Genomic DNA, 23901 nt, shown 5'->3' on the forward strand with positions numbered 1-23901 from the left:
GGCCGCCACTTCGCTGATGGACGCGATAGTCGTTCCGGAAGAAACAAGGCTCCGTGCAGATGCACGGAGCCAGGGTCTGGAACTCCAGCGGGCCTCGGGCTGGGCGCGAGACCGCGGGATGCTTCCTCAGAAGCTGTACTTCAGCGACGCGCCCACGCCGTAGTCCGGGCTGCCGTCGGCGAAGCCACCCATCACATAGGCCTGCACGCGCAGGCTGTCGTTGAACTTGTGGTTCCAGTAGCCGGTGACCTCGCTCTGCGGGGCGCCGCCGGTGGCGATCCGCTCGCGGTAGTAGTAGTAGGCGCCGATGTCGTCGCTGCCGCCGAGCTTGTAGCCCATGCCGACGTTGGCGTTGAAGCCGTTCTTCAGCTGGATGTACGACGAGCTGGTGTACTTCATCCAGCCCACGCCGCCGAACGCGGTCCAGTCGCCCATCACCTTGTAGGCGTCCAGCGCGAGGCCGTAGTCGTTCTTGCCGGTACCCAGGCCCTTGTTCTCGTCGGCGGTGCCGAACTTCACCTTGCCGGTGAGATCAAGCCCGGCGGTGTGGTCGGCGTTGGTGAACAGTTCGTAGCCGAGCGAAGCGGTGACGTCGCCCAGACCCGATGCCGAACCGGTGGTCGTCGTGCCCGGTGCCGGCGGCACGCTGCCCTTGCCGTGGCCGCGGCCATTCGGGTTGCCATTCTTCACCCTGCCCACGCCGGGAATCACGTTGTCCGCACCGCTGATGTTGATGTAGGGCACGACGAGCTTGAAGGTCCAGCGATCGCTCTGGTACGCCGCCGTCACCGGCACCGACCAAATGTCGGTGGTGGCGCTGGTGCCGTACTTGCCGCTGCTGTAGTCGGCGCCCGCGGAGAGACTGAACTGGCCGTCGTCCGTGGCGGCATGGGCCGCCGGCGCACCGGCCAGCAGCAGGCCGCCTGCGATCATCCAAAGGTGTGGGTTGCGCATGAAGAAGGTTTCCTTGCTTGTTGCTGGGGAGAGAATGGCAACAGGCCCGGCTCACGCCGGGCCCGCTGTTTGGTTGTGCCGGGCGGGATGGACTCAGCCGCCCGGGCGGCCGGCATGGTCCGGACGGTCGGGGCGCGCGGGACGCTCCGGCCGGCTCGGACGATCGGGGCGGTCGACCTTGGCCACGTGCTCGGGCTTGGCCGGACGATCGGCGCCGTGCACCTTGGCCACCTCGACCTTTTCCACTTGGACGTGCGCATGCCCGTTCGCGGCGGCGCTGCCGACCGCCTTCGGCGAGCGCATCACCTCACCGAGCTTGAAACCGTCGGCCTTGGCGATCTGACCCCAGCCTTCGCCAGCGGCGCGCTGGGCCAGCACACCTTTCAGGTCGACGCTGGTGCCGTCGGCCAGCACCAGCGTGCCGCCATTGAGCGCGGCCTGCAGCTCGGCTGCGGTCGGGTCGGTGATGCCTGCCTTCGCCAGACTGGCCTCGGCCAGCGACAAGGCAATCTTCACGTTGCCGTAGCCCATCGGGCCGGTGGCCGGGGTGAAAGTGGTCGACACCGTTGTCGTGGTGCCCGTCGTGGTGCCGCCCGTAGTGGTACCCGTGCTGCTGCCGGTGCCGGTGGTGGGCGCCGGCCCGGTGAGCGTGATCGCGGTGCCATCCCGCAGCCCCTGCACCAGCGCCTGCGAGTTCGTGGTCGAACCGGCGAACGTGCCGAACTGGTTGCTCAATGTCACCGATTCATGGGTGGTTGTGGTGGTTGTCGTGGTCGTAGTCGTTGTGGTGCCGGTGGTGCCGGTGGTTTGCGCCAGCAGCGGCGAGGCAGCCAGTGCGGTGAGCACCGCAGCACTGACCAGCTTGAGCATGAGATGACGTGATTTCATTGCGTGCCTCCGGGATGGCGTTGATGGATTTCGGGATACGGCTTGCGGCGTGCCGGCCCGTGCAGATGCTCGGGACCCGCGCAGCTTCCATCGGAGAACGAAGTTTTCACAAGTGCGCACGGCGTGCCATTCAGCACACATTTCGTTCACGGTACCGTTGGCGTTCAGGCTGGTGCCGTTGCTGTGAAAGGGCGCACATTTCGGCATATCGTCGTCGCCGCGTCTCGCAAGTTCCTGCGTCTGCGCGCGCGCCGCACTCACCCCCGCCGGTGGCGAAAACAGCCCACAAGGTGATCGTCGACCATGCCGGTGGCCTGCAGCAGCGAGTAGCAGATGGTGCTGCCGACGAAGCGGAAGCCGCGCTTCTTCAGCGCCTTGCTCATGCGATCGGACAGGGCGGTGCTGGCCGGTACCTCGGCCTGGCTGCGCCAGCGGTTGCGCAGCGGCTTGCCGTCGACGAACGACCACAGATAGCCGTCCAGACTGCCAAACTCCGCGATCACTTCGAGCGCCGCGACCGCATTGTCGCGGGTGGCCGAGACCTTCAGTCGGTTGCGGATGATGCCCGGGTCGAGCAGGCACTTTCCCAGCTCGCGACCGCTCATCGCGGCGACGCGGGCGATCTCGAAACCATGGAAGGCCTTGCGGTAGTTCTCGCGCTTGGCCAGCACGGTGCGCCAGGACAGGCCGGCCTGGGCGCCTTCGAGGCACAGGAACTCGAACAGCGCGCGGTCGTCGTGCAGCGGCACGCCCCACTCGGTGTCGTGGTAGTGGCGCATCAGCGCGTCGCCGTTGGCGGCCCAGTGGCAGCGTGGCAGTTCGGCGGTCGCGGTCATGGCTGGCGGATGGTCGAAGGGTGCGCCACAAGCTAACCCACGCCGCTAGACTTGTCGCCCCTTCCCGTCCCGACCGCCCATGCCGCCCTCGCCTTCCCGCGGCGCGTTGTCCGCGCTGCTCGTCACCATCCTGATCTGGGCCTACAGCTGGGTCGTGATGAAACAGGTGCTGGCGTACGCCGGGCCGTTCCACTTCGCAGCGCTGCGCTACCTGCTTGGCGCGGCCGTGCTGTTCGCCGCGCTGCTGCTGTCGCGGCAATCGCTGCGCCCGCCGCCGCTGGGACCCACGCTGCTGATCGGCCTGTGCCAGACCACCGCGTTCCAGGGGCTGGAGCAATGGGCGCTGCTCGACGGTGGCGCCGGCCACGTCGCGCTGCTGGCCTACACCATGCCGTTCTGGGCAGTGCTGCTGGCATGGCTGCTGCTGGGCGACCGCCCGACCGCACGGCACTGGCTGGGGCTGGCGCTGGCCGCGATCGGGCTGCTGTGCATCATCGAACCGTGGCGTGACATGGGCAGTACGCTGAGCACCACGCTGGCGATCGCCGGCGGCGTCGCGTGGGCGGCCGGCACCGTGCTCAGCAAGCGCATGTTCCTGCGACATGCGCCGTCGGTGCTCAACCTCACCGCGTGGCAGATGCTGCTGGGCGGCATTGCGCTCGGCGGCATCGCGCTGGTGGTGCCGGAGCGCCCGATCGAATGGAACTGGATCTTCATCGGCGGGCTGACCTACAGCGTGCTGCTGGCTTCCAGCCTGGCCTGGTGGCTGTGGTCGATCGTGCTGCAGCGGCTGCCGACCACGGTGGCCAGCGTGTCCAGCCTCGGCGTGCCGATCGTCAGCGTGCTGCTGGCCTGGCTGATCCTGCACGAACGGCCCTCGGCCATGGAGCTGGTCGGCATCGTGTTCGTGCTGCTCGGGCTGTTCGCGGTCAGCGGCGTGGGGGCGCAGCGCCGTTCCTGAACATTCAGTGTCCGCGCCGGCGTCCGGCGATATGATGAGCCGCTGCCGGATCTGAAGAAGTGCCGATGTTCGACCTGCCCCAACTATGGACCCATCTGGTCAACTGGCTGGGTGACCACGCGGTCATCCCGCTGCTGGGCGCGCTGCATCTGGACGGACTGGCTGGCGACCCGCGCGACATCGCCGCCGCGCTGCTGATCGCGGCGCTGCAGCTCGCCATCATCGGCCTCGTCTTCCGCCCGCTTGAAACCTTCTTCCCCGCGGAAAAGTGGGCGGACCGCAAGCTCACCCGGGTGGACCGCAACTACACGCTGCTGATGCTGCTGGGCATCTTCCCGCTGTTCACCTATCTGGTGCTGATGCCGTTCAGCCACCTGTTCGGCAGCGCCGACGCGGCCGCCGCCACCGGCAGCGCCTCGCCGCTGGCGCTGAAGAACCTGGTGCCGTGGTTCAACGACCACCCCTACGTGCTGTTCGCGGTGTACTACGTGGTCTACGACTTCACGTACTACTGGATGCACCGCACCCAGCATGCGATCCCGTGGTGGTGGGCGCTGCACAGCATGCACCACAGCACGCGCCAGATGAGCTGCTGGACCAACGACCGCGGCAGTCTCGTCGATGGCTTCATCCAGTCGATGATCCTGGCCACGGTGGGTCTGGTGATCGGCGTGGACCCGGACGAGTTCGCCTGGCTGATGCTGCTCGGCGAACTGGTGCAGAACTTCTCGCACACCAATGTGCGGCTGGGCTTCGGCCGCGTGTTCGACCGCGTGTTCGTCGCCCCGAAATTCCACCGCCTGCACCACATGCTGGTCGACCCCGAGCGCCCGACGCTGCACAACTGCAACTACGGTCAGGTGCTTGCGGTGTGGGACGTGCTGTTCGGCACGGCGCTGTACGGCGAGCCGCCGCGGCCGACCGGCGTGGGCGATCCGATCGTCGACGCCGACAACAACTATGGCCTGGTTGGGCTGCACTGGGCTGCGCTGAAGCGCTTCTGGGTCGCCGTGCGCCAGCCCGCCGGCTGGCGGCCCGGGGAAGTAGCCTTCGGCGCGGATTACACGCCGATCCCGGTGGGCCAGCTGGATCTGCATACGCTGGCCGGCCATGCGCCCGCCGTCACCCCCGTCGACGACGCCCCGGCCGGCAGCACCCTGGTGGAGTCGGCGCCGGGCTGATCCACCTGCCGGTTCACCAGGGCAGCGCATCGAGATCGACGTTGCCGCCGGTCAGCACCATGCCGACGCGCTTGCCGGCAAAGCGCCGAGGCTGCTTGAGAATCGCCGCGAGCACGGTGGCGCTGGAGACTTCCACCACCTGCTTCAGCTCCGACCACAGCAGCCGCATTGCAGCGACGGTCTCCGCGTCGCTGACCGTGATCACTTCGACGCGGTGCATGTGCAGCGCGTCCAGGTTGTGCTTGCCGACCAGTGCGCGCAGGCCGTCGCAGATCGTGTCCGGCACCACCGTGGTGACCCGCGCGCCCTGCATCAACGACTGCGCTGCGTCATCGGCGCCGAGCGGCTCGGCGGCGAACAGGGTCAGCGCCGGGTCGAGGCCGTGCGCGGCGATCGCCACGCCGCTGGCCAGGCCGCCGCCGCCGACCGGTGTGACCAGCGCGTCCAGTCCCGGCGCCTGCCGCGCCAGCTCCAGCGCGAGCGTGCCCTGGCCGGCCATCACCCGGCTGTCGGCATACGGGTGCACCAACTCGGCACCGGTGGCGCGCTGCACCTCGGCGCACATTGCTTCGCGTGCGGCCTGGGTCGGCGCGCAGCGGTGCAGGGTGGCGCCAGCGCGCTCGATCGCCGCGAGCTTGGCGCGCACCGCGCCTTCGGGCACCACCACGTGCGCAGCGATGCCGCGGGTGGCGGCGGCCAGCGCCAGCGCGTTGCCGTGGTTGCCGGAGGAATGGGTGACCACGCCGCGCGCGGCCTGCGCGTCGTCGAGCGACCACACTGCGTTGCAGGCGCCGCGGAACTTGAACGCACCGCCGCGCTGCAGGTTCTCGCACTTGAAATGCAGCTCCGCGCCGGAGAGCGCATCCAGCGCCGCGCTGCGCAGCACCGGGGTGACGCTGGCGTACGGCGCGATGCGCGCTGCAGCATCGAGAATCTGCTCGAAATCGGGCAAGGCATCCATCACGGTTCGATCTCCACGCCACAACGGAAGCGGCGCTCGGCGCCGGGTTCGAGCCGGATCGCCGCGGCGCACTCGGGCCGGTTGAACGCGTCGGCCATGCATTCCATCGGCTCCAGCGCAACCGCGCGGCGGGCGTCGCGGCTGACCGTGTCGGCGGTGAACGCGTGCATCACGCCGCGCTCCTGCCATATCGCGATGGCGAAGCCGCTGGCCGGGTCGCGCAGGCGGGTGCGGATGCGGCCGTCGGCGTCGGCGTCGAGGTCGGTGTAGCCCTGGTCGATGATGCTGTCGCCGATCCGCCGCGACTCGCGGAAATCCAGCGCCGGCGCATCGTCCAGCGCCATGTACGCTTCTGCGCCGGCCAGCGCGATCAGGTCGGCGCCGGTGCGGATCAGCGTCTGCGCGGGAATCTGCAGCTGCCAGTCGTCGACCTCACCGTCGGCCACGTGGAAATACGGATGCCAGCCGAAGAAGCACGGCGCGGCGCTGTCGCCGACATTGCGCATGCACGCCTCCAGGGTGAGGCCGCCACCATCCAGGGTGAACGTCACCGCGAGATCGATCGCATGCGGGTAGCCGGGCTGCGGGCGGATCGCGCGGGTGGTCAGGGTGGCTTGCGCGCGGTCGTCGTCCGCGGCCAGTGCGGCGAGATCGAAATCCACGTTGCGCACGAAGCCGTGGCGCATGGCCCGCGCGGCACCGGTCACGCCGGGCAGCAGATCCTGCGCCTGGCCGTCGAAGGTGTAGCGCGCGTCGGCGATGCGCCCGGCGAACGGCGCCATGATGGCGAAACGCGAACCCGCGCGGGAGGTCACTTCGTCCGCATCGCGGTAGCCGTCGGCGAGGTCGCGCACCGACCCGGCGGCGCCAACCTCGAAATCGAGCAGTGCCGCGCCATGACGTGCGATGCGCACGCGCCGGCCGGTGCCGGGCTCGGCCAGCACCACCATCTCCTGCTCGCCAAGGCGGTCCTGTCCGGCGGCATAACGCTTCGCGTCCACGGGGGTTCTCCTGCGTCTGGAACACCCCATGTTACCCTCAGCGGTCCCCATTCCCGCGCCCATCCCATGCATGCACTACCACAAGCCGCCACCCCGAGCCTGATCCGCCTGCGCGACTACCGTGCGCCCGCCTGGCGGGTCGAAGCGGTCGAGCTGGACTTCGACCTCGGCATTGACGCCAGCGAAGTGCTCGCGCGTCTTCATTTGCGCCGCAATCCCGCGCAGGACGCGCCGCTGCGGCTGGACGGCGAGAACCTGCAGCTGCTGGCGATCGCGCTGGACGGCCGCACGCTGTCCGCCGACGAATACCGCTACGACGACAGCGTGCTGGTAGTGGACGGCACCCGCGACGGCAGCGTGCTGGAGACCCGCGTGCGGCTGCGCCCGGCGGCGAACACCGCGCTGGAAGGCCTGTACCTGTCCGGCCCGCGCGAAACCGGCTTCCTGCTGACCCAGTGCGAGGCCGAGGGCTTTCGCCACATCACCTTCTTCCCCGACCGGCCCGACGTGCTGTCCCGCTACACGGTCACCCTGCGCGCCGACCGCGCCCGCTTCCCGGTGCTGCTGGCCGGCGGCAACCCGGACGGCGCCGGCGAACTGGAAGGCGGCCGCCACTGGGCGCGCTTCGTCGATCCGCACCCGAAGCCGAGCTACTTGTTCGCGCTGGTCGCCGGCCATCTGGAAGTGATCGAGCGCGGCTACGTCACCGCCGACGGCCGCGCCGTGCAGCTGAAGATCTGGGCCGAGGCCGACGCGATCGAGCGCTGCCACTACGCGATGGACGCGCTGGAGCGCGCAATGCGCTGGGACGAGCAGACTTACGGCCGCAACTACGATCTTGATGTGTTCCACGTCGTCGCCACTCACGACTTCAACATGGGCGCGATGGAGAACAAGGGGCTCAACATCTTCAACGCGAAGTGCCTGCTGGCCGAACCGGACTCGACTACCGACGAGGAGTACCGCCACGTCGAGGCAGTGGTGGCGCACGAGTACTTCCACAACTGGAGCGGCAACCGCGTCACCTGCCGCGACTGGTTCCAGCTCTCGCTGAAGGAAGGCCTCACCGTATTCCGCGAGCAGAGCTTCTCGGCCGACATGAACTCCGCGCCGCTGAAGCGCATCGACGACGTCGCCCTGCTGCGCCGCGCGCAGTTCCCCGAGGACGCCGGCCCGCTGGCGCATCCGGTGCGCCCGGCGCAGTACAGCGAGATCAACAACTTCTACACCGCCACGGTGTACGAGAAGGGCGCCGAGCTGGTGCGCATGCTGGCCGGCACGCTGGGCCGGGATGGCTTCCGCCGCGGCATGGACCGCTACTTTGAACGCAACGACGGCCACGCCGCCACGCTGGAGGATTTCCTCGCCGCGCTGGGCGAGGCCAACGGCACCGACCTCACGCCCTACCTCGCCTGGTACGCCCAGGCCGGCACGCCGCGGCTGAAGGCGCACGGGCACTACGACGCCGCTGCCCAAACCTATACGCTGACCCTGGCGCAGCAAACCCCGGCTGGCCACGGCGCGGAGCCCCGCGCGCCGCTGCCGATCCCGGTCAAGCTGGCGCTGTTCTCCCCGCACGGCGACATGCTGCCGCTGCATATGGACGGCCAGACGTCCAAACCAGCCATCGAACTGGTGGTGGTGCTCGACCGCGCCGAGCGGAACTTCGTCTTCACCGACGTCGCCGCTGCGCCGGTGCCGTCGCTGCTGCGCGGCTTCTCCGCGCCGGTGATCCTGGCGTGCGATTACACGCCGGACGAGCTGGCGCTGCTGCTGGCCCACGACGTCGACGGCTTCAATCGCTGGGAAGCCAGCCAGCAGCTGGCCGCACGCGCCTACGAGGAGCTGCGCGACGGCACCGCCAGCGCTGCGCTGCACGCCTGGTGCGATGCGCTGGCGCGGTTGTTCGACAGCGCCGCCGTCGACGACGCGTTGCTGGCCGACCTGCTCACCCCGCCCGGCGAGATCGAGCTGGCCGAGCGCGAAACCGCGATCGATCCGCAGCGCATCCTCCAATCACGCCAGGCGCTGCAACGGCAGCTGGCCGAGCGGCTGGGCGCGGAAAACCTGCAGCGGCGGTACCTCGCACTGCTCGCGCAGACCGGCATCGAACTCGATGCAGCAAGCCAGGCGCGCCGCCGGTTGCAGCGCCGCGTGCTGGAACTGCTGGCGCTGCTGGACCCGGTCGGTGCCGGTGCGCTGGCCGCCACGCAATATCGCGACGCCCCCGGCATGACCGATCGCCTCGCCGCGCTGTCGGTGCTGGTGCGCAGCGGCGCGGCGCAGGCCGCCGCGGCGCTGCGTGACTATCGCGAACGCTACGCCGGCAACGCGCTGGCGCTGGACAAGTGGTTCGCGGTGCAGGCGCAGTTGCCGGGTGAGCCGGCGCTGGATCGCGTGCGACAGCTGGAGCGCGACGACGCGTTCACGCTGAAGAATCCGAACCGGGTGCAGTCGCTGCTGGGTGCATTCGTGCGCAGCAACCCGAGCGGTTTCCATCGCGCCGACGGCGCTGGCTACCGACTGCTGGCCGAACGGCTGGTGGCACTGGATGCCTTGAACCCGCAGGTGGCCGCGCGACTGGCTACGGCGTTCAACGGCTGGCAGCGGCTGGAGCCGCGGCGGCGCGAGGCGGCGCAGGCGGCCATCGTGGAATTGGCCCGGCAACCCGGGCTTTCGCGCAACCTGGGCGAGATCATCGACAGTGTGCTGAACCACTGAGCCGCGGCGGACGCAGGGCCCCGCCGGATCGCCCTGGCATGCGCGGCGATGCCGCCACGCACACGGGCGGGGTATCTCATTCAGACGTCCAGATGATCGAGCGCCTCAAGCAGGCTCTGCATGCGCGACTCCAGCGTCGGCTGCAGCTCCACGCGCTCGCTGTCGTCGCGCTCGCTCAGTCCGTCGATGGCCATCTCGACCTGGCCGATTTCGACCAGCAAGTCATGGTGCGGATAAACCGGTTGGAAGTCGAAGCTCATGTCCATTACTTCCCTGGTGGGTGGGTAAGCAGACGATGCAACCGCCATGCCATATGTGAGCTGGATCACGGAGAATTTGGGCAGGCAATCACACGACTGACGCAACACGTCATCTGCTGCCGCGATCCGGCACAAAACTCCATTTCAGTCACCCCGTGTTCACGCGTTTGCAGCGAATATCGCCCCACGTTCCGCGGCAGCCGCCATGGGGCGGCGCCAGCAGATTTCCGGTTTCTGGCGCTCGGCAACACGGTCATCCTGGATTCCCCCTGTTCCTGAGACCGCCGGGCGCCAGATCTAACAGCACGAAGCCCCGCGGCCCTCGCCGCGGGGCTTCGTCTTTACGGCCCTTGCCGGCCGCACAAAAGACGACGGCACCCCGAGAGGTGCCGTCTTGCTTCCTTTCCTGGTACGCGATCGAACCCCTGTCCGTCCGACCTCGGCGCGCATGGTTCGCGCAGCCTCTGCCCGTGAAAGTGCAGGTTTCCCCGAAGCAGGAAGCGTGCCAGCCACTGCGTGCGGCCCGCAAGGCATTGATGGCGCTACCATGACGCCCCGTTTCGTCACTTTCTGCACGCCCAGGTCAGTTTGATGCGCCACCCGACCCACTACGACGTCATCGTGATCGGCGGCGGCCACGCCGGCACCGAGGCCGCGCTGGCCGCAGCGCGCACCGGTGCACGCACGCTGCTGCTCAGCCACAACATCGAGACGATTGGCCAGATGAGCTGCAATCCGGCGATCGGCGGCATCGGCAAGGGCCACCTGGTGAAGGAGATCGACGCGCTGGGCGGTGCGATGGCACATGCAGGCGACCGCGCCGGCATCCAGTGGCGCACGCTGAACGCGTCGAAAGGCCCGGCAGTACGCGCCACCCGCTGCCAGGCCGACCGCGCGCTGTACAAGGCGGCGATCCGCCGCATGGTGGAAACCCAGCCGAACCTGGAATTGTTCCAGCAGGCGGTGGACGACCTCATCATCGAAAACGGCCGCGCCTGCGGCGTGGTCACCCAGATGGGGCTCGCGTTCGACGCCCGCGCCGTGGTGCTTACCGCCGGCACCTTCCTCGCCGGCAAGATCCACATCGGCCAGGCGCAGTACGCCGGAGGTCGCGCCGGCGATCCGCCGGCCAGCACGCTGGCCGCAAAACTGCGCGAGCTGCCGGTCGCTGCAGACCGGCTGAAGACCGGCACGCCGCCGCGCATCGACCGCCGCAGCATCGACTTCAGCGACCTGGAAGAGCAGCCCGGCGACGATCCCATGCCGGTGTTCTCCTACCTCGGCACGCGCGACGAACACCCGCGCCAGGTCAGCTGCTGGATCACCCACACCAGCGAGCGCACCCACGAGATCATTCGCGGCGCGCTGGACCGCTCACCGCTGTACACCGGCCAGATCGAGGGCATCGGCCCGCGCTACTGCCCGTCGATCGAGGACAAGGTGGTGCGCTTCGCGGAGAAGTCCTCGCACCAGATCTTCATCGAGCCGGAAGGGCTGGACACCTTCGAGATCTACCCGAACGGCATCTCCACCTCGCTGCCGTACGACGTGCAGCTGGCACTGGTGCGGTCGATCAAGGGCTTCGAAAACGCACACATCACCCGCCCCGGCTACGCCATCGAATACGACTACTTCGACCCGCGCGGGCTGCACCCGTGGCTGGAAACGAAGGCGATCCCTGGCCTGTACTTCGCCGGCCAGATCAACGGCACCACCGGCTATGAGGAAGCCGCCGCGCAGGGCCTGATCGCCGGCTTGAACGCCGCGCTGGCGGTGCAGGGCAAGGCGCCGTGGTATCCGCGCCGCGACGAGGCCTACCTTGGCGTGCTGATCGACGACCTCACCAGCAACGGCACGATCGAGCCGTACCGCATGTTCACCTCGCGCGCCGAATACCGGCTGCACCTGCGCGAGGACAACGCCGACCTGCGCCTCACCGAGCAGGGTTTCGCACTCGGCGTGGTGTCGCAGGCACGCTTCGACGCACTGCGCGCCAAGCGCGAGGCGGTCGAGTGCGAGCTGCAGCGGCTCGGCACGTTGTGGGTGACCCCGGCGAACGCCCGTGGTGCGGCGATCGAGCGCCAGCTCGGTATCGCGGTCAGCCGCGAGACCAGCGCCATCGACCTGTTGCGTCGACCCGAACTGGATTACGCCATGCTCGCCGCCGTGCCCGAACTGGGGCCGCCGGTGCAGCGCGACGACGTTGCCGCACAGGTCGAGGTGCAGGTGAAATACGCCGGCTACCTGCAGCGCCAGCGCGAGGAGATCGAGCGCCAGCGCCGCCACGAGCAGCTGGCGATTCCCACCGGCTTCGACTACGACAAGGTGCGCGGGCTGTCGGCCGAGGTGCTGCTGAAACTGAAGCGCGTGCGGCCGGCCACCGTGGGCCAGGCCGCGCGCGTCAGCGGTGTCACCCCGGCGGCGATCTCGCTGCTGCTGGTGCACCTGAAGCGCCGCGATGCCGCCTGACCCCGCGCGGCAATCCGCTCATGGCATCATGCGCACTTTGACCAGCATGGGGGTGCGCGATGGAAATCTGGATCGGCCGCGACGGTGAACGGCATGGCCCGTACAAGGAAGACGACGTGCGCCAATGGCTGCGCAGCGGCCAGGTGAGCCCGGCCGACCTGGCCTGGCACGAAGGCCTGGCCGACTGGCAGCCGTTGTCGGTGCTGTTCCCCGACGTGGCGGTCGCGCCGCCGCCGGCAACCGCCAACCCCTACGCCGCACCGGCCGCCCCGCTGCTGCCGCAGACCACCGCCGCCGCGCTGGAAGACCACGCCGGTTTCTGGAAGCGCGTGGCCGCCTATATTCTCGACGCGATCGTGCTGTACATCCCGCAAATGCTGATCGAGAAGGCGTTCGGCGGCGACGCGGCCAAGGCGGCGCTGAAGCAGGCCAGCCTCGACGCGGTCGGCAACCCCGACGCCATGATGGCCGCCAACATGCACTACTACTCCACGATGTGGCCGGCCATGCTGCTGATCGTGGTGCTCGGCGTGCTGTACTTCACCGTGTGTGAAAGCTCGGCCTGGCAGGGCACGCTGGGCAAGCTGGCGCTGGGCATCCGGGTGACCGACCTGGAGGGCCGGCGGATCAGCTTCCCGCGCGCGCTGGGGCGCTACTTCGCCAAGTTCCTCAGCGCCATCATCCTGGGCGTCGGGTTCCTGATGGTCGCCTGGACCCAGCGCAAGCAGGGCCTGCACGACATGGTCTGCGGCACCCTGGTGCTGAACGGCCGCGCCAGCGAGTTCAAGGCAGCCTCCGGCAACGGCAACGCCTTCCGCGCCTGAGTCACCCGGACGGTGGCCGCGCCGAAGGATCGGCCACCCCGGCATCGCAGCCCTTCGGTCCACGCGGAACCGCGGCCGCGTGACCTCGTGGCCTCGCACTCCAGCGCAGACCGGCAACGGGGAGTTGCCGGGTTCAACGGAGACGACGGGTTCCCTCGGGCCTGACACCGGGCAACCCGTGGCAAATGGCCACCGCGGAGCTTGAGGAAACCGTGCGGCAGGTCTGCGGAAATGATGCGGAAGCCGCGGGAGTTTCGTGGCAAGCATGGAGGGATCCCCAGCCGGGCCGGCGACATCACGCGTGCCTAATCATCCGCGGCGTAGATTTTCAGGGCTTCGCGGCGCAGGTCCAAACGATGCCTCGAATCGAGCCCGAAAGCACCGGAACCTATTGGTTCGACGACATCCTGGTCGAGCCGGCCGCGCATCGGCTGGAGCGCGGCGGTCGACCTTTGCCGGTGGAACCCAAGGCTTACATGCTGCTGCTGACCCTGCTGTGCCATGCCGGCGAGCTGGTGAGCAAGGACACGTTGCTGGACATCGTCTGGGGACATCGCCACGTCACAACCGGGGTACTCAACCGGGTAGTTTCGCAACTGCGCCGCACGCTGGGTGATTCGTCCGCACAGCCGCGCTACATCGCCACCGTGCACAGCCTGGGCTTCCGTTTCATCGGTGAGGTACGCCATGCGCCTCCCCCGGTGGTTGGCGCCATCGACTTGCCGGCCAGAGCACCGCCGCCGCGCCTGCTGGCCCGGGTACAGGCCTCAAACGGGCAAGTGGAAGTCGCGCAGACACCCTACCGCCGCCGCTTCAGCGACGGCGATCCGTTCCTGAACTTCATCGACCTGGAGCCGTGCCTGGGCCAACTCGCGAATTGGGCGGCCCTGTTGCCGCGGGGCGACGCGCAACGCCGCGCCATCCTCACCGTGCTGAGCCTGGAGTATGCGCGCCTGGGCGAAAGTGGCGTGGCGACACCATCGCTGGTCTATCACGGAGCGGTGCTGGCCGTACTGGAAGGCGACCGGGAAACAGCCATCGCCGAGCTGAGTCGGGCGATCGACGAAGGTTTCCGCGACGAGCCTGCCTTGCGACGCGACCTGGCCTGGCGCGCGCTGGCCGATGACGCGGACTTCCGCCATCAGCTACAACGACTCGACGCGCAGCTGGCCATCGAGCGGGCGCTGCCCGATCCACCGCCAGCACGCTGACTGCGCCACGGATACGACACCGCGGCTGGGCCGCACAGTGCCACGCCTGATCGGCAACACGCTGCGAGGGGCTGACGGCACGACACCGTCGGCCCCTGCTCCGCTATCGCGTGGGGATACCCCGTCTCGGTTGCCTGATGCATCCATCCGTTTCGGTGCTGGTCACTGTTGCAGCAGTGGTGCCGGGCCCGCTCGGGCGTGACAAACCGGATGCAATGGATGCCGACGACGGCGACCGTGTCATCCGGGCCGATCCAGCGGACTTGTCTCATCGGGCGGAGCACCGTCGATCCGTCGCCGGCATCAGGCAGGCATGGCGCAGCCCAGCTCAGTCAATGCTGAGCCACCTCCACCAGCTGCAGACGCCCCGTCTCTATCGACGCCAGGCTCTGGCCAGACGCGTCCCGGGAAGCCAACTGGCACCGTTGGCCTTCCGCCGGTGCGGCGCGCTTGCAATGTGCTTCCACGACGGCAACCGTGGCCCGGTTGGCGTCGAACAGCAGGATCCGTCTGCCCATGGCGGGACCGGACGAGTTGTCGAGGGCCACCGTGACAAACGGCGACAGGGCCATACCCTGCTTGCGCAGGGCCTCCGACCTCTCGGCCTCCCGCTGCGCTTGCACGTATTGCCGGTGAGTGTTGCCGACCAGGGTCTTCAATCCGTAGCCGGTGTTCAAGTTGATGGCGTAGGTCTCGTATTGGCCTGGTGCAGGGTTGACTGTGACACGCTGCAGCCTGGTGGTTTGTTGGGACTCGTCTTGGGCGGCACTGATGCCGCTGATGCAGGAAAGAGCGAGCACGATGGTCGTGGCAATAATCGGGCGTTTCATAAAAGCCTCCGGGCGGACGACTGCGTCCGTCGGGCAACCTTAGGCCGGAGCTGCGGCTCTTATTTGAGGGATTCCGGTGGGATCGGTGTGGATACATTGATGGTTCCCGGTGGATCCGCCGGCGAAACGCGAAGGCCGAAAGACCCATGGAACCGCCGTCAGATGTGCGGCAACCTGATCGTTCCCGGGATGACGGCCGGGCATGTGCTTCCGTTCCCACGGAGCTCCTCGCCAATGCCCGCATCCGAGACCGGCTTTCAAGGACACCTGACGCGCGGCCTTGGCGCTCTTGCTGACGCAGAGCCTCCGACACGCGGCATCGAGGCCGCCTCACGCCAGCCACGCTTGCCCCCGTCGATCTCGCCGGAGCTCGCTTCGTGCCGAACCCATGGCGGGACTCCTCGCGACTGACGGAGGTATCCGGGCGGCTTGCTATCATCGGCGGTCCCGCCCGGCTGGCGCCGGCAACCAAGGAACCGTAGTCAACTCATGCCCAGCATCGAACAACGCATTGCCCAGGACATCGCCGCCAGGACCGAACAGGTGCGCGCGGCGGTCGAGCTGCTCGACGGCGGCGCTACCGTGCCGTTCATCGCGCGCTACCGCAAGGAAGTCACCGGCGGCCTCGACGACACCCAGCTGCGCCTGCTGGAAGAGCGCCTGCGCTACCTGCGCGAGCTGGAAGAGCGCCGCGCCGCGATCCTGGCCAGTGTGGAAGAACAGGGCAAGCTCAGCGATGCGTTGAGAGCCGACCTGCTCGCCGCCGATACCAAGGCGCGACTGGAGGACCTGTACCTGCCGTTCAAGCCCAAACGCCGCACCAAGGCGCAGATCGCCCGCGAAGCCGGGCTGGAACCGCTGGCGACGGGCCTGCGCGAGGATCCCACGCTGGTGCCGGAAGCGTTCGCCGAAACATTCGTCGATGCGGAGAAGGGCGTCGCCGACGTGCGCGCCGCACTCGACGGCGCGCGCGCGATCCTGATGGAATCGATCGCCGAAGACGCGCACCTGGTCGGCGAGCTGCGCGACTGGCTGTGGGCGCAGGGGCAGATCCGCGCGAAAGTGGTCGAGGGCAAGCAGAACGAGGGCGCCAAGTTCCGCGACTACTTCGACCACGTCGAGCCGATCGCGAAGATCCCGTCGCACCGCCTGCTGGCGCTGATGCGTGCGCGCAACGAGGGCGTGATCGAACTCGAGCTCGCGCCCGCCGCCGACAGCGAGCAGGGCCACGCCGAGGGCGAGGGCCGCGTCGCGGCGCACGCGAACATCCACCAACGCGGCCGTGCCGCCGACGCCTGGCTGCGCGAAACGGTGCGCCTGACCTGGCGGGTGAAGCTGCACCTGCATCTCACGCTGGATCTGTTCGGCCGCGTGCGCGAAGGCGCCGAGGACGAGGCGATCCGCGTGTTCGGCGACAACCTGAAGGACCTGATGCTGGCCGCGCCGGCGGGCGCCAAGACGGTGATGGGGCTGGACCCGGGCATCCGCACCGGCTGCAAGGTCGCGGTGGTCGACGCCACCGGCAAGCTGCTGGCCACCGACACGATCTACCCGCTGGAGCCGCGCCGGCAGTGGAACGAATCGCTGGTGTCGCTGGCCAGGCTGTGCAAACAACACCACGTGGACCTGATCGCGATCGGTAACGGCACCGGCTCGCGCGAGACCGACAAGCTGGCCGCCGAGCTGATCAGGAAGCTGCCCGAGGCGAAGCTCTCGAAGATCGTGGTGAGCGAGGCCGGCGCTTCGGTGTATTCGGCGTCAGAGCTGGCGGCGAAGGAGTTTCCCGATCTCGACGTGAGCCTGCGCGGCGCCGTCTCGATCGCCCGCCGGCTGCAGGACCCGCTGGCCGAGCTGGTGAAGATCGAGCCGAAGGCGATCGGCGTGGGCCAGTACCAGCACGACGTCAACCAGATCAAGCTGGCGCGCGCGCTGGATGCGAAGGTGGAGGACTGCGTCAACGCGGTCGGGGTGGACGTGAACACCGCCTCGGCCGCGCTGCTCGCGCGCGTGGCCGGCCTGTCCGCCTCGGTGGCCGAGAACGTGGTCAAGCACCGCGACGCGAACGGCCCGTTCCCGAACCGCAAGGCGCTGCTGAAGGTGCCGCGCCTCGGCGACAAGGCCTTCGAGCAGTGCGCCGGCTTCCTGCGCGTGCCCAGCGGCGACAACCCGCTGGACGCCAGCGCGGTACACCCGGAGGCCTACCCGGTGGTCGAGCGGATCATCGCGCAATGCGGCCGCGAAGTGCGCCACATCATCGGCGACAGCGGCTTTCTGCGCGGCCTCAAGCCCGAGCAGTTCACCGACGAGAAATTCGGCGTGCCGACCGTGCGCGACATCCTGAAGGAACTGGAGAAGCCCGGTCGCGACCCACGCCCGGAATTCGTGGCACCGAGCTTCGCCGAAGGCGTCGAGGACGTGAAGGATCTGAAGCCCGGCATGATCCTGGAAGGCCGCGTCACCAACGTCGCCGCGTTCGGCGCGTTCGTCGACATCGGCGTGCACCAGGACGGCCTGGTGCACGTCTCGGCGTTGTCGCATACCTTCGTGAAAGATCCGCGCGACGCGGTGAAGGCCGGCGACATCGTCAAGGTCAAGGTGATGGAGGTGGACATCCCGCGCCAGCGCATCGGCCTCAGCATGCGCCTGGACGACGAGCCGGGGCAGGCGCGCAGCACCCGTCCTGGAACCGGCCGCGATGCCGGCGGCAGCCCGCGCGACAGCCGCGGTCCGCGCCCCGGCGGCGGCGCACCCAAGCCCGCTGCCGCCCCGGCCAGCAACGCGTTCGCCGATGCGTTTGCGCGGGCGGGCAAGCGCTGAATTGCCCAAGCCGGGACCGCAGGCGGCGGCGATGCGCTGCAGCATGCGGTTCCGTATGGAATGCCGTACCGTAACGTCCAGCTAACAAGGCCATCCCGGCCGAGGAGTATCTGCATGCTTCGTACCCGCCATCTGGCCGGTGCCATCGCCACCGCCCTGCTGTTCAGCACGGCCGCCGCGGCCACCGATTTCAGCAACGTCATCGTCTTCGGTGACAGCCTGAGCGACAACGGCAACATTTCGCTGGCGACCGCGCCGGCGATCCAGCCGCCGCTGCGCTTCACCACCAACCCGGGGACCACCGCGGCGGAGAACGTGGCGACGGGCCTGGGCTTCACGCTGGCGCCGTCGGCGGCCGGCGGCACCGATTACGCCTGGGGCGGCGCGGGCTTCGTCAACAACGTCGCGCCGGTGCCGACCATCGCGCAGCAGTTGCAGATGTACCTCGGCGCGAACGGCGGCAAGGCCGACTCGCGTGCGCTGTATCAGGTCTGGGGCGGCGCCAACGACATCTTCTACCTGAGCGGCACGCTGAGCGATCCGAACGCGATCGCCGCCGGCGCGGTCAACGCCGCGCAGACCGAACTCGGCGTGCTCGCCGGCCTGCAGGCGGCCGGCGCGAAATACGTGCTGGTCTACAACCTGCCCGATCTCGGCAAGACCCCGCAGGCCGCTCTCGGCGGTGCCACCGCACAAGCCGGCGCCAGCCAGCTCGCCGTGCTCTACAACGGCGTGCTCAACAGCGGCCTGACGCAACTGAGCAACAACGGCCTGAACATCATTCCGGCGAACACCTACGCGCTGCTCAACGAAGTGATCGCCAACCCGGGCGCCTACGGCTTCAGCAACGTCACCGCGCCGGCCTGCGGCGCCGGTTCCAGCTCGGTGCAGTGCGGCCCGCAGGGCTCGGGCCTGCCGTACAGCTACGCGGCCGGCACCGACCAGACCTATCTGTTCGCCGACGGCGTGCACCCGACCACCGCCGCCCACGCCATGCTCGGTCAGTACGTGCTGTCGGTGATCCACGCGCCGGAGCAGGTCTCGCTGCTCGGCGAAGCGCCGCTGGCGGCCAGCGCCGTGCAGAACCGCGTGATGCGCGAGCAGATGCTGACCACCGGCAAGGATGGCGACGTGCGCACCTTCGTCAACATCGACTACGCCCGGCAACGCTTCGACGCCAGCAACAACTCGCCGCGCACCAACAGCGACAATTTCAATTTCACCCTGGGCGCGAATTATTTCGCCGGCGAACACGTCACTGCCGGCGTGGCACTGGGCATCGGCCAGCACAACGCCGACTTCTCCGGCGGCGGCGGCTACAAGCTGCAGGACGTCAGCGGCCTGGGCTATGTCGGCTACCACAACGGCGGTGGCTACGTGGGCGGCTACGTCAACTTCGGCCAGTCGAATTTCGCGGACATCGAACGACGCATGAGCATCGGCACCATGCAGCGCACCGAAACCGGCAAGACCGACGGCTCGCACCTGGGCGGTGGCGTCACCGGCGGCTGGTGGTTCGATCTCGCCGACAAGCTGCAGACCGGCCCGTTCGCCACCGTCGACTGGCAGACCGTGAAGATCAGCGGCTACGCCGAGAGCGGCAGCGACAGCAGCGCCATGTGGTTCGGCCGGCAGCAGCGCGACTCGCTGCTGTCCACGCTGGGCTGGCGCCTGCGCGGCCAGTGGCAGGTCAACAACCTGGTGATGTCGCCCTATGTCGAGCTGGGCTGGAACCACGACAGCAAGGCCGACCCGCGCATGGTCCGCGCCGGCCTGAACAGCATGAACGGCAGCTTCGCCCTGTCCGGCTTCAGCCCGGACCAGAGCTGGGGTACCGCGACGCTGGGCCTGTCCGCCCAACTCACCCCGAGCGTGCAGAGCTGGATCGGCTACAGCGGGCGCTTCGGCGACAACAGCCAGAAGCTCAACAGCGTCAACATGGGTGTGCGGATCAGTCTCTGATCCGCTCTGCCCAGCGGCCCGGCCTGGTCCGGGCCGCCCATGAAAAAGCCGTCCGCGGATGCGGACGGCTTTTTTTGTGGGCCTGCCCGCTCGACGCGGGAGCCCGGACGGCTTACTTGTTCTTGCCGCCGGTAGCCATGCCGAGGATCTCCACCGCCTGCTTCTTCAGCGTCGCCGCCACGGCCGGATCGAGCGGCTGCACGTCGCTGCCGACCTGGTGCTGCTTGAGTACCAGCGTGCCGTCGTCGCTCCAGCCGGCGCGGTCGATCGCGCTGGGTTTGCCGTCGCGGCTGGCCTTGGTTTCCTGCACGATCGCCCACGGCTTGCCGCCCTTGTAGGCATAGTCGGTGCTGGTGTAACCCTTGTCGCCGTAGTCGACCTCTTCGCGGATGTACTTCACCTCGCCGGCCTGGCGGAACAGCTGCCAACCGCGCGAATCACTGGCCTCCAGCTTGGTGCCGTGGCTGATCTTCATGCCGCCGATCTGCGCCTTCGCCTCGGCGAACTCGGCCAGGATCTTCTCGCTGGGCGTCTGCTCGGCCAGCAGCTCGATCGCCACGCCGTCGTTCTTGCTGCCCTTGGCCAGCACCGGCGCCTGGATCGGCATGGTGTACTTGCGGTCGCCGTCGGTCAGGGACGCCTGGATCACGTACAGGTCGCCCGGCTTCACTGCGGCCGGGTTGAAGCTCAGCGTGAACGACTGCGGGAACGAGCCGGCCGGCGAGGTCTTGCTGGCCAGCGGGGCGGAACCCACGGCGGTGGACGACACGTCGACCAGGTTCAGCACCAGGGTGGCGTTCGCCGACGGCGCGGGCGTACCGGCGCGCAGCGTGATCGTACCGCTCACCTGGCTCGGGACCGGCGCAGCGGCCGCAGCCGTGTTCGCGGAAGCGGGCGCCGCGGAGTCCGTCGACTGAGGCGGATGGGAAGCGTTGTTGCAACCAGCCAGAGCCAGTGTCGCAACCGACATCAGCGACAAAACCGTCTTGCGCATGGGAAAACCTCATCAACGTGAAATCAAGCACGAGGCCGTTCAGGCGCTATGCGCCACGACTCTACGCGGGGGAAGTTCCAAGCATAGCCCAAAAAGCGCCGCCCGGAAAAGTCAAGCCATCCAATGGCCTACCATGCGGCGGCGTACGCGGCCCGCGACGGCGGCCCGGCTCAGCGGCGGTGCAAGGCCCGGTGCGCGATGTCGCGGCGGCAGAATGCGCCGTCGTAGTGGATCCGGCCGAGCGCGGCATACGCGCTTTCGCGCGCCGCGGCGAGATCGCTGCCCAGTGCGCACACGGTCAGCACGCGGCCGCCGGCGGTGAGCACGCGCCCCGCCGGGTCGAGGCGGGTACCGGCGTGGAATACCTTGACGTCGGCCGCCAGCGCCACGTCGAGGCCGTCGATCGCGTCGCCCAGGCGCACCCGGCCCGGATAGCCGCCAGCTGCCATCACCACGCCGATCGCCGGGCGCGCGTCCCAACGCGCCCGGGTCTGTTCCAGCCGGCCGTCCAGCGCGGCGTCGATCAACTCGACCAGATCGGACTTCAGCCGCAGCAGGATCGGCTGGGTTTCCGGATCGCCGAAGCGTACGTTGAATTCGATCACCTTCGGCGCACCGGACTTGTCGATCATCAGGCCGGCATAGAGGAAGCCGATGAACGGCGCGCCCTCGGCCGCCATGCCGCGCAGGGTCGGCTCGATCACTTCCTTGAGGATGCGCTGCTCGACTTCCGGCGTGACCACCGGCGCCGGCGAATACGCACCCATGCCGCCGGTGTTCGGGCCCAGGTCGTTTTCGTCGCGGCGCTTGTGGTCCTGGCTGGAGGCCATCGGCAGCGCGTGGCTGCCGTCGCTCATCACGATGTAGCTGGCTTCCTCGCCGTCAAGGAACTCCTCGATCACCACCCGTGCCGAGGCGTCGCCGAACGCGTGCGCGCCGAGCATGTCGTGCAGCGCCAGTTCCGCGTCGGCCAGAGTCAGCGCCACCACCACGCCCTTGCCGGCGGCCAGGCCGTCGGCCTTGATCACGATCGGCGCGCCGCCGCTCTGGTGGACCTGCTCGCGCACGTAGGCCAGCGCCGGATTCAGTTCGGTGAACACCGCATAGTGCGCGGTGGGGATGTTGTGCCGCTGCAGGAAATCCTTGGCGAATGCCTTGGAGCCTTCCAGCTGCGCGGCGATCGCGCGCGGGCCGAAGATGCGCAGGCCGGCGGCGCGGAAACGGTCGACCACGCCGGCCACCAGCGGCACCTCGGGACCGACCACGGTCAGCCCGACCTTTTCGCGCTTCGCCAGCTGCAGCAGGCCATCGAGGTCGTCCGCCGCCACGTTGGCGTTGCGCACGCCCGGCTCGCGCGCGGTGCCGGCGTTGCCGGGCGCCACGATCACCTCGTCGACCTGCGGCGATTGCCCGAGCTTCCACGCCAGCGCATGTTCGCGACCGCCGCCGCCGATGACCAGGACCTTCATTGGGCTGCTCCGTGTGAGGCGCGCCACCCGGCGCAGCCCGACATTGTAGCGGCTGCGCGCTCAGCCGACGGCAACGAGGCCGCACGCCCTGGCGCGGGCCGGCGGCTCAATCGTCGTCGTGCTGGCCGAGCAGGGCCAGCAGCGCCGCGCGCGGCAGCTTGCCGGTCTCGTTGCGCGGCAAGGCCTCGACCAGCTTCAGCGGACGCGGCAGGAACAGCGGATCGATCGCGCGGCGCAGGGCGTCGAGTATCGCGTGTGCATCCAGCCCCGGTGCCACCGCCAGTGCGGCAATCCGGTGCACGCCCAGCGCATCGCCGTCATCGAGCTGGAACACCGCGCCGTCGCGCACGCCCGGGATCGCCAGCAGGCGCCGGGTAAGGTCGCCCAGCGAGGCGCGCTTGCCGGCGATCTCCAGCAGGTCGGCGTGGCGGCCGCACAGGCGGAAGCGGCGGCCGCCGTCGAACAGGCTCACGATGTCGGCCAGGGCCACCGGCGCGTCCAGCTGCGGCGCCTGCACCAGCGTGCCGTCCGGCTGCGGATGCAGGCTGGCACCGTCATACAGCGACCAGTCCTCGTCCACGGCGGGACGCCGGCTGGCGAACACGCAGGTCTCGGTGGAGCCGAACACCTCCAGCAGCGGCGCGCCGAAGCGCTGCTCGGCGCGGCGCGCCAGTTCCACCGGCAGCGGTGCGGTGGCCGACACCATCGCCGCGAGCAGCGGCAGCGCGATGCCCGATTCCACCAGTGCGCGCAGGTGCACCGGCGTGGTCACCAGCACCCGCGGCGCCGGCACCTCGGCCAGCGCGGCGGCCACGTCGGCCGGGAAGAACGGCCGCCCGGCATGCACCCCGACGTCGCCCAGCAGCGGCAGCAGCACCGACATCTCCATGCCGTACATGTGCTGCGGCGGCACCGTGGCGACGATCTCGACACGCGGCCCGACCGCTGCGCGCAGCAGCGCCAGGTTGCCGGCGTTGCTGGCGTGGAAACTGCCCCAGGTCTTCAGGTTCGCACCGGGCGCACCGGTGGAGCCGGAGGTATAGCCGATCGCCACCACCTGCCCGGCCGGGATCGACGGCCACGCGGCATCGGAATCGAGCAGCGGCGCGGCATCCAGCGGCGGCAACTGCCGGTAGCCGCGCGGGGCCGGATCGAGCGCCTGCTCGCCCAGCGCATAGCAGCCCGGATGCGCCGCCATCACCTCGTCCACGGCCTGCGGCGCGCGCGAGGAGGGCAGCAGGTTCGCCTGGCCGCGCAGCGCGATGGCGCAGAACGCCACCAGGAACGCATAGCGGTCCTCGCACAGGTTCACCGCCGCGGCGGCCGTCGGCAACTCCGCCGCCACCGCCTGCACCTGCGCCAGGAAGCGCGCCGCGCTCACCGGCTCGCCGTGGCGCCAGGCCACCACCCGCGCGGCATCGTCTACGCCGAGCAGCGGCAACCGCTGCGGCACCTCGCGCTGGCAGGTGTCATAGACGATGGCCACGCTGCGTTCTCCCTGGTCTTCGATTCGTCACGCCCCGCAGCATCGCGCCGCACGCCGAACGGCGGCATGAACGGCC

Annotated in this window: 18 protein-coding genes; 8 read left to right on the plus strand and 10 right to left on the minus strand. The window is 69.0% G+C overall.

Annotated elements, in window-relative coordinates; genetic code table 11:
- Positions 1-126 precede the first annotated feature (126 nt).
- From UUA_RS11235 to UUA_RS11245, 3 genes are all read right to left on the minus strand, one after another.
- The gene (locus tag UUA_RS11235; RefSeq protein WP_008436916.1) at positions 127-954 is read right to left on the minus strand and encodes a transporter family protein; all 828 of its coding nucleotides are present in this window, start codon (positions 952-954) and stop codon (positions 127-129) included.
- 93 nt (positions 955-1047) lie between these two features.
- Entirely contained in the window at positions 1048-1842 is a 795-nt protein-coding gene (locus tag UUA_RS11240; RefSeq protein ID WP_039953855.1) for a hypothetical protein, read from the minus strand.
- A 257-nt stretch (positions 1843-2099) separates the two neighbouring features.
- Positions 2100-2678, minus strand: coding sequence for a DNA-3-methyladenine glycosylase I (locus UUA_RS11245; protein ID WP_008436918.1), 579 nt, complete (start codon positions 2676-2678; stop codon positions 2100-2102).
- A gap of 79 nt (positions 2679-2757) precedes the next feature.
- Between UUA_RS11245 and UUA_RS11250 the strand changes: the two genes are divergently transcribed.
- The gene (locus tag UUA_RS11250; RefSeq protein ID WP_039953856.1) at positions 2758-3639 is read left to right on the plus strand and encodes a DMT family transporter; all 882 of its coding nucleotides are present in this window, start codon (positions 2758-2760) and stop codon (positions 3637-3639) included.
- 65 nt (positions 3640-3704) lie between these two features.
- The gene (locus UUA_RS11255; RefSeq protein WP_008436920.1) at positions 3705-4820 is read left to right on the plus strand and encodes a sterol desaturase family protein; all 1116 of its coding nucleotides are present in this window, start codon (positions 3705-3707) and stop codon (positions 4818-4820) included.
- 13 nt (positions 4821-4833) lie between these two features.
- On the opposite strand, the gene UUA_RS11260 is transcribed toward UUA_RS11255, so the two are convergent.
- Both UUA_RS11260 and UUA_RS11265 read right to left on the minus strand, forming a co-directional pair.
- Positions 4834-5781, minus strand: coding sequence for a pyridoxal-phosphate dependent enzyme (locus UUA_RS11260; RefSeq protein ID WP_008436921.1), 948 nt, complete (start codon positions 5779-5781; stop codon positions 4834-4836).
- The gene (locus tag UUA_RS11265) at positions 5781-6782 is read right to left on the minus strand and encodes an aldose 1-epimerase (protein ID WP_008436922.1); all 1002 of its coding nucleotides are present in this window, start codon (positions 6780-6782) and stop codon (positions 5781-5783) included. Before UUA_RS11265 ends, UUA_RS11260 begins: the two co-directional genes overlap by 1 nt.
- Positions 6783-6848: 66 nt before the next feature.
- Here UUA_RS11265 and pepN point away from each other — a divergent pair, with 66 nt between their 5' ends.
- On the plus strand, positions 6849-9503 hold the full coding sequence (gene pepN / locus UUA_RS11270; protein WP_008436923.1) for an aminopeptidase N: 2655 nt from the start codon (positions 6849-6851) through the stop codon (positions 9501-9503).
- A gap of 80 nt (positions 9504-9583) precedes the next feature.
- Here the strand turns inward: pepN and UUA_RS11275 are convergent, their stop codons facing one another.
- Entirely contained in the window at positions 9584-9763 is a 180-nt protein-coding gene (locus UUA_RS11275; RefSeq protein WP_235605863.1) for a hypothetical protein, read from the minus strand.
- A 591-nt stretch (positions 9764-10354) separates the two neighbouring features.
- On the opposite strand from UUA_RS11275, the gene mnmG reads away from it, so the two are divergent.
- The 3 genes from mnmG (at position 10355) to UUA_RS18560 (ending at position 14267) form a co-directional block, all read left to right on the plus strand.
- Positions 10355-12232, plus strand: coding sequence for a tRNA uridine-5-carboxymethylaminomethyl(34) synthesis enzyme MnmG (gene mnmG, locus UUA_RS11280; RefSeq protein WP_008436926.1), 1878 nt, complete (start codon positions 10355-10357; stop codon positions 12230-12232).
- Between the two features lie 59 nt (positions 12233-12291).
- On the plus strand, positions 12292-13056 hold the full coding sequence (locus UUA_RS11285) for an RDD family protein (protein WP_008436929.1): 765 nt from the start codon (positions 12292-12294) through the stop codon (positions 13054-13056).
- A gap of 356 nt (positions 13057-13412) precedes the next feature.
- A complete protein-coding gene (locus tag UUA_RS18560; RefSeq protein WP_008436931.1) occupies positions 13413-14267 on the plus strand; it encodes a winged helix-turn-helix domain-containing protein in 855 nt (284 codons plus the stop codon).
- Positions 14268-14599: 332 nt separating this feature from the next.
- On the opposite strand, the gene UUA_RS11295 is transcribed toward UUA_RS18560, so the two are convergent.
- Positions 14600-15097: a hypothetical protein gene (locus tag UUA_RS11295; RefSeq protein ID WP_008436933.1), complete on the minus strand. Its 498-nt coding sequence runs from the start codon at positions 15095-15097 to the stop codon at positions 14600-14602.
- 489 nt (positions 15098-15586) lie between these two features.
- Here UUA_RS11295 and UUA_RS11300 point away from each other — a divergent pair, with 489 nt between their 5' ends.
- Together UUA_RS11300 and UUA_RS11305 are read left to right on the plus strand one after the other, a co-directional pair.
- Positions 15587-17914 (plus strand): Tex family protein, encoded by a 2328-nt coding sequence (locus tag UUA_RS11300; RefSeq protein WP_008436940.1) that lies wholly within the window; start codon positions 15587-15589, stop codon positions 17912-17914.
- Positions 17915-18028: 114 nt separating this feature from the next.
- On the plus strand, positions 18029-19876 hold the full coding sequence (locus UUA_RS11305; protein ID WP_008436941.1) for an autotransporter domain-containing protein: 1848 nt from the start codon (positions 18029-18031) through the stop codon (positions 19874-19876).
- A gap of 112 nt (positions 19877-19988) precedes the next feature.
- Here the strand turns inward: UUA_RS11305 and UUA_RS11310 are convergent, their stop codons facing one another.
- The 3 genes from UUA_RS11310 to UUA_RS11320 form a co-directional block, all read right to left on the minus strand.
- Entirely contained in the window at positions 19989-20870 is an 882-nt protein-coding gene (locus UUA_RS11310; RefSeq protein ID WP_008436942.1) for a YbaY family lipoprotein, read from the minus strand.
- A 170-nt stretch (positions 20871-21040) separates the two neighbouring features.
- On the minus strand, positions 21041-22339 hold the full coding sequence (gene purD, locus UUA_RS11315) for a phosphoribosylamine--glycine ligase (protein ID WP_008436943.1): 1299 nt from the start codon (positions 22337-22339) through the stop codon (positions 21041-21043).
- Between the two features lie 106 nt (positions 22340-22445).
- On the minus strand, positions 22446-23825 hold the full coding sequence (locus tag UUA_RS11320; RefSeq protein ID WP_008436944.1) for an AMP-binding protein: 1380 nt from the start codon (positions 23823-23825) through the stop codon (positions 22446-22448).
- Between the last annotated feature and the right edge of the window lie 76 nt (positions 23826-23901).

Origin of the sequence: Rhodanobacter thiooxydans LCS2, from assembly GCF_000264375.1 — a bacterium.
Lineage (GTDB): Bacteria > Pseudomonadota > Gammaproteobacteria > Xanthomonadales > Rhodanobacteraceae > Rhodanobacter > Rhodanobacter thiooxydans.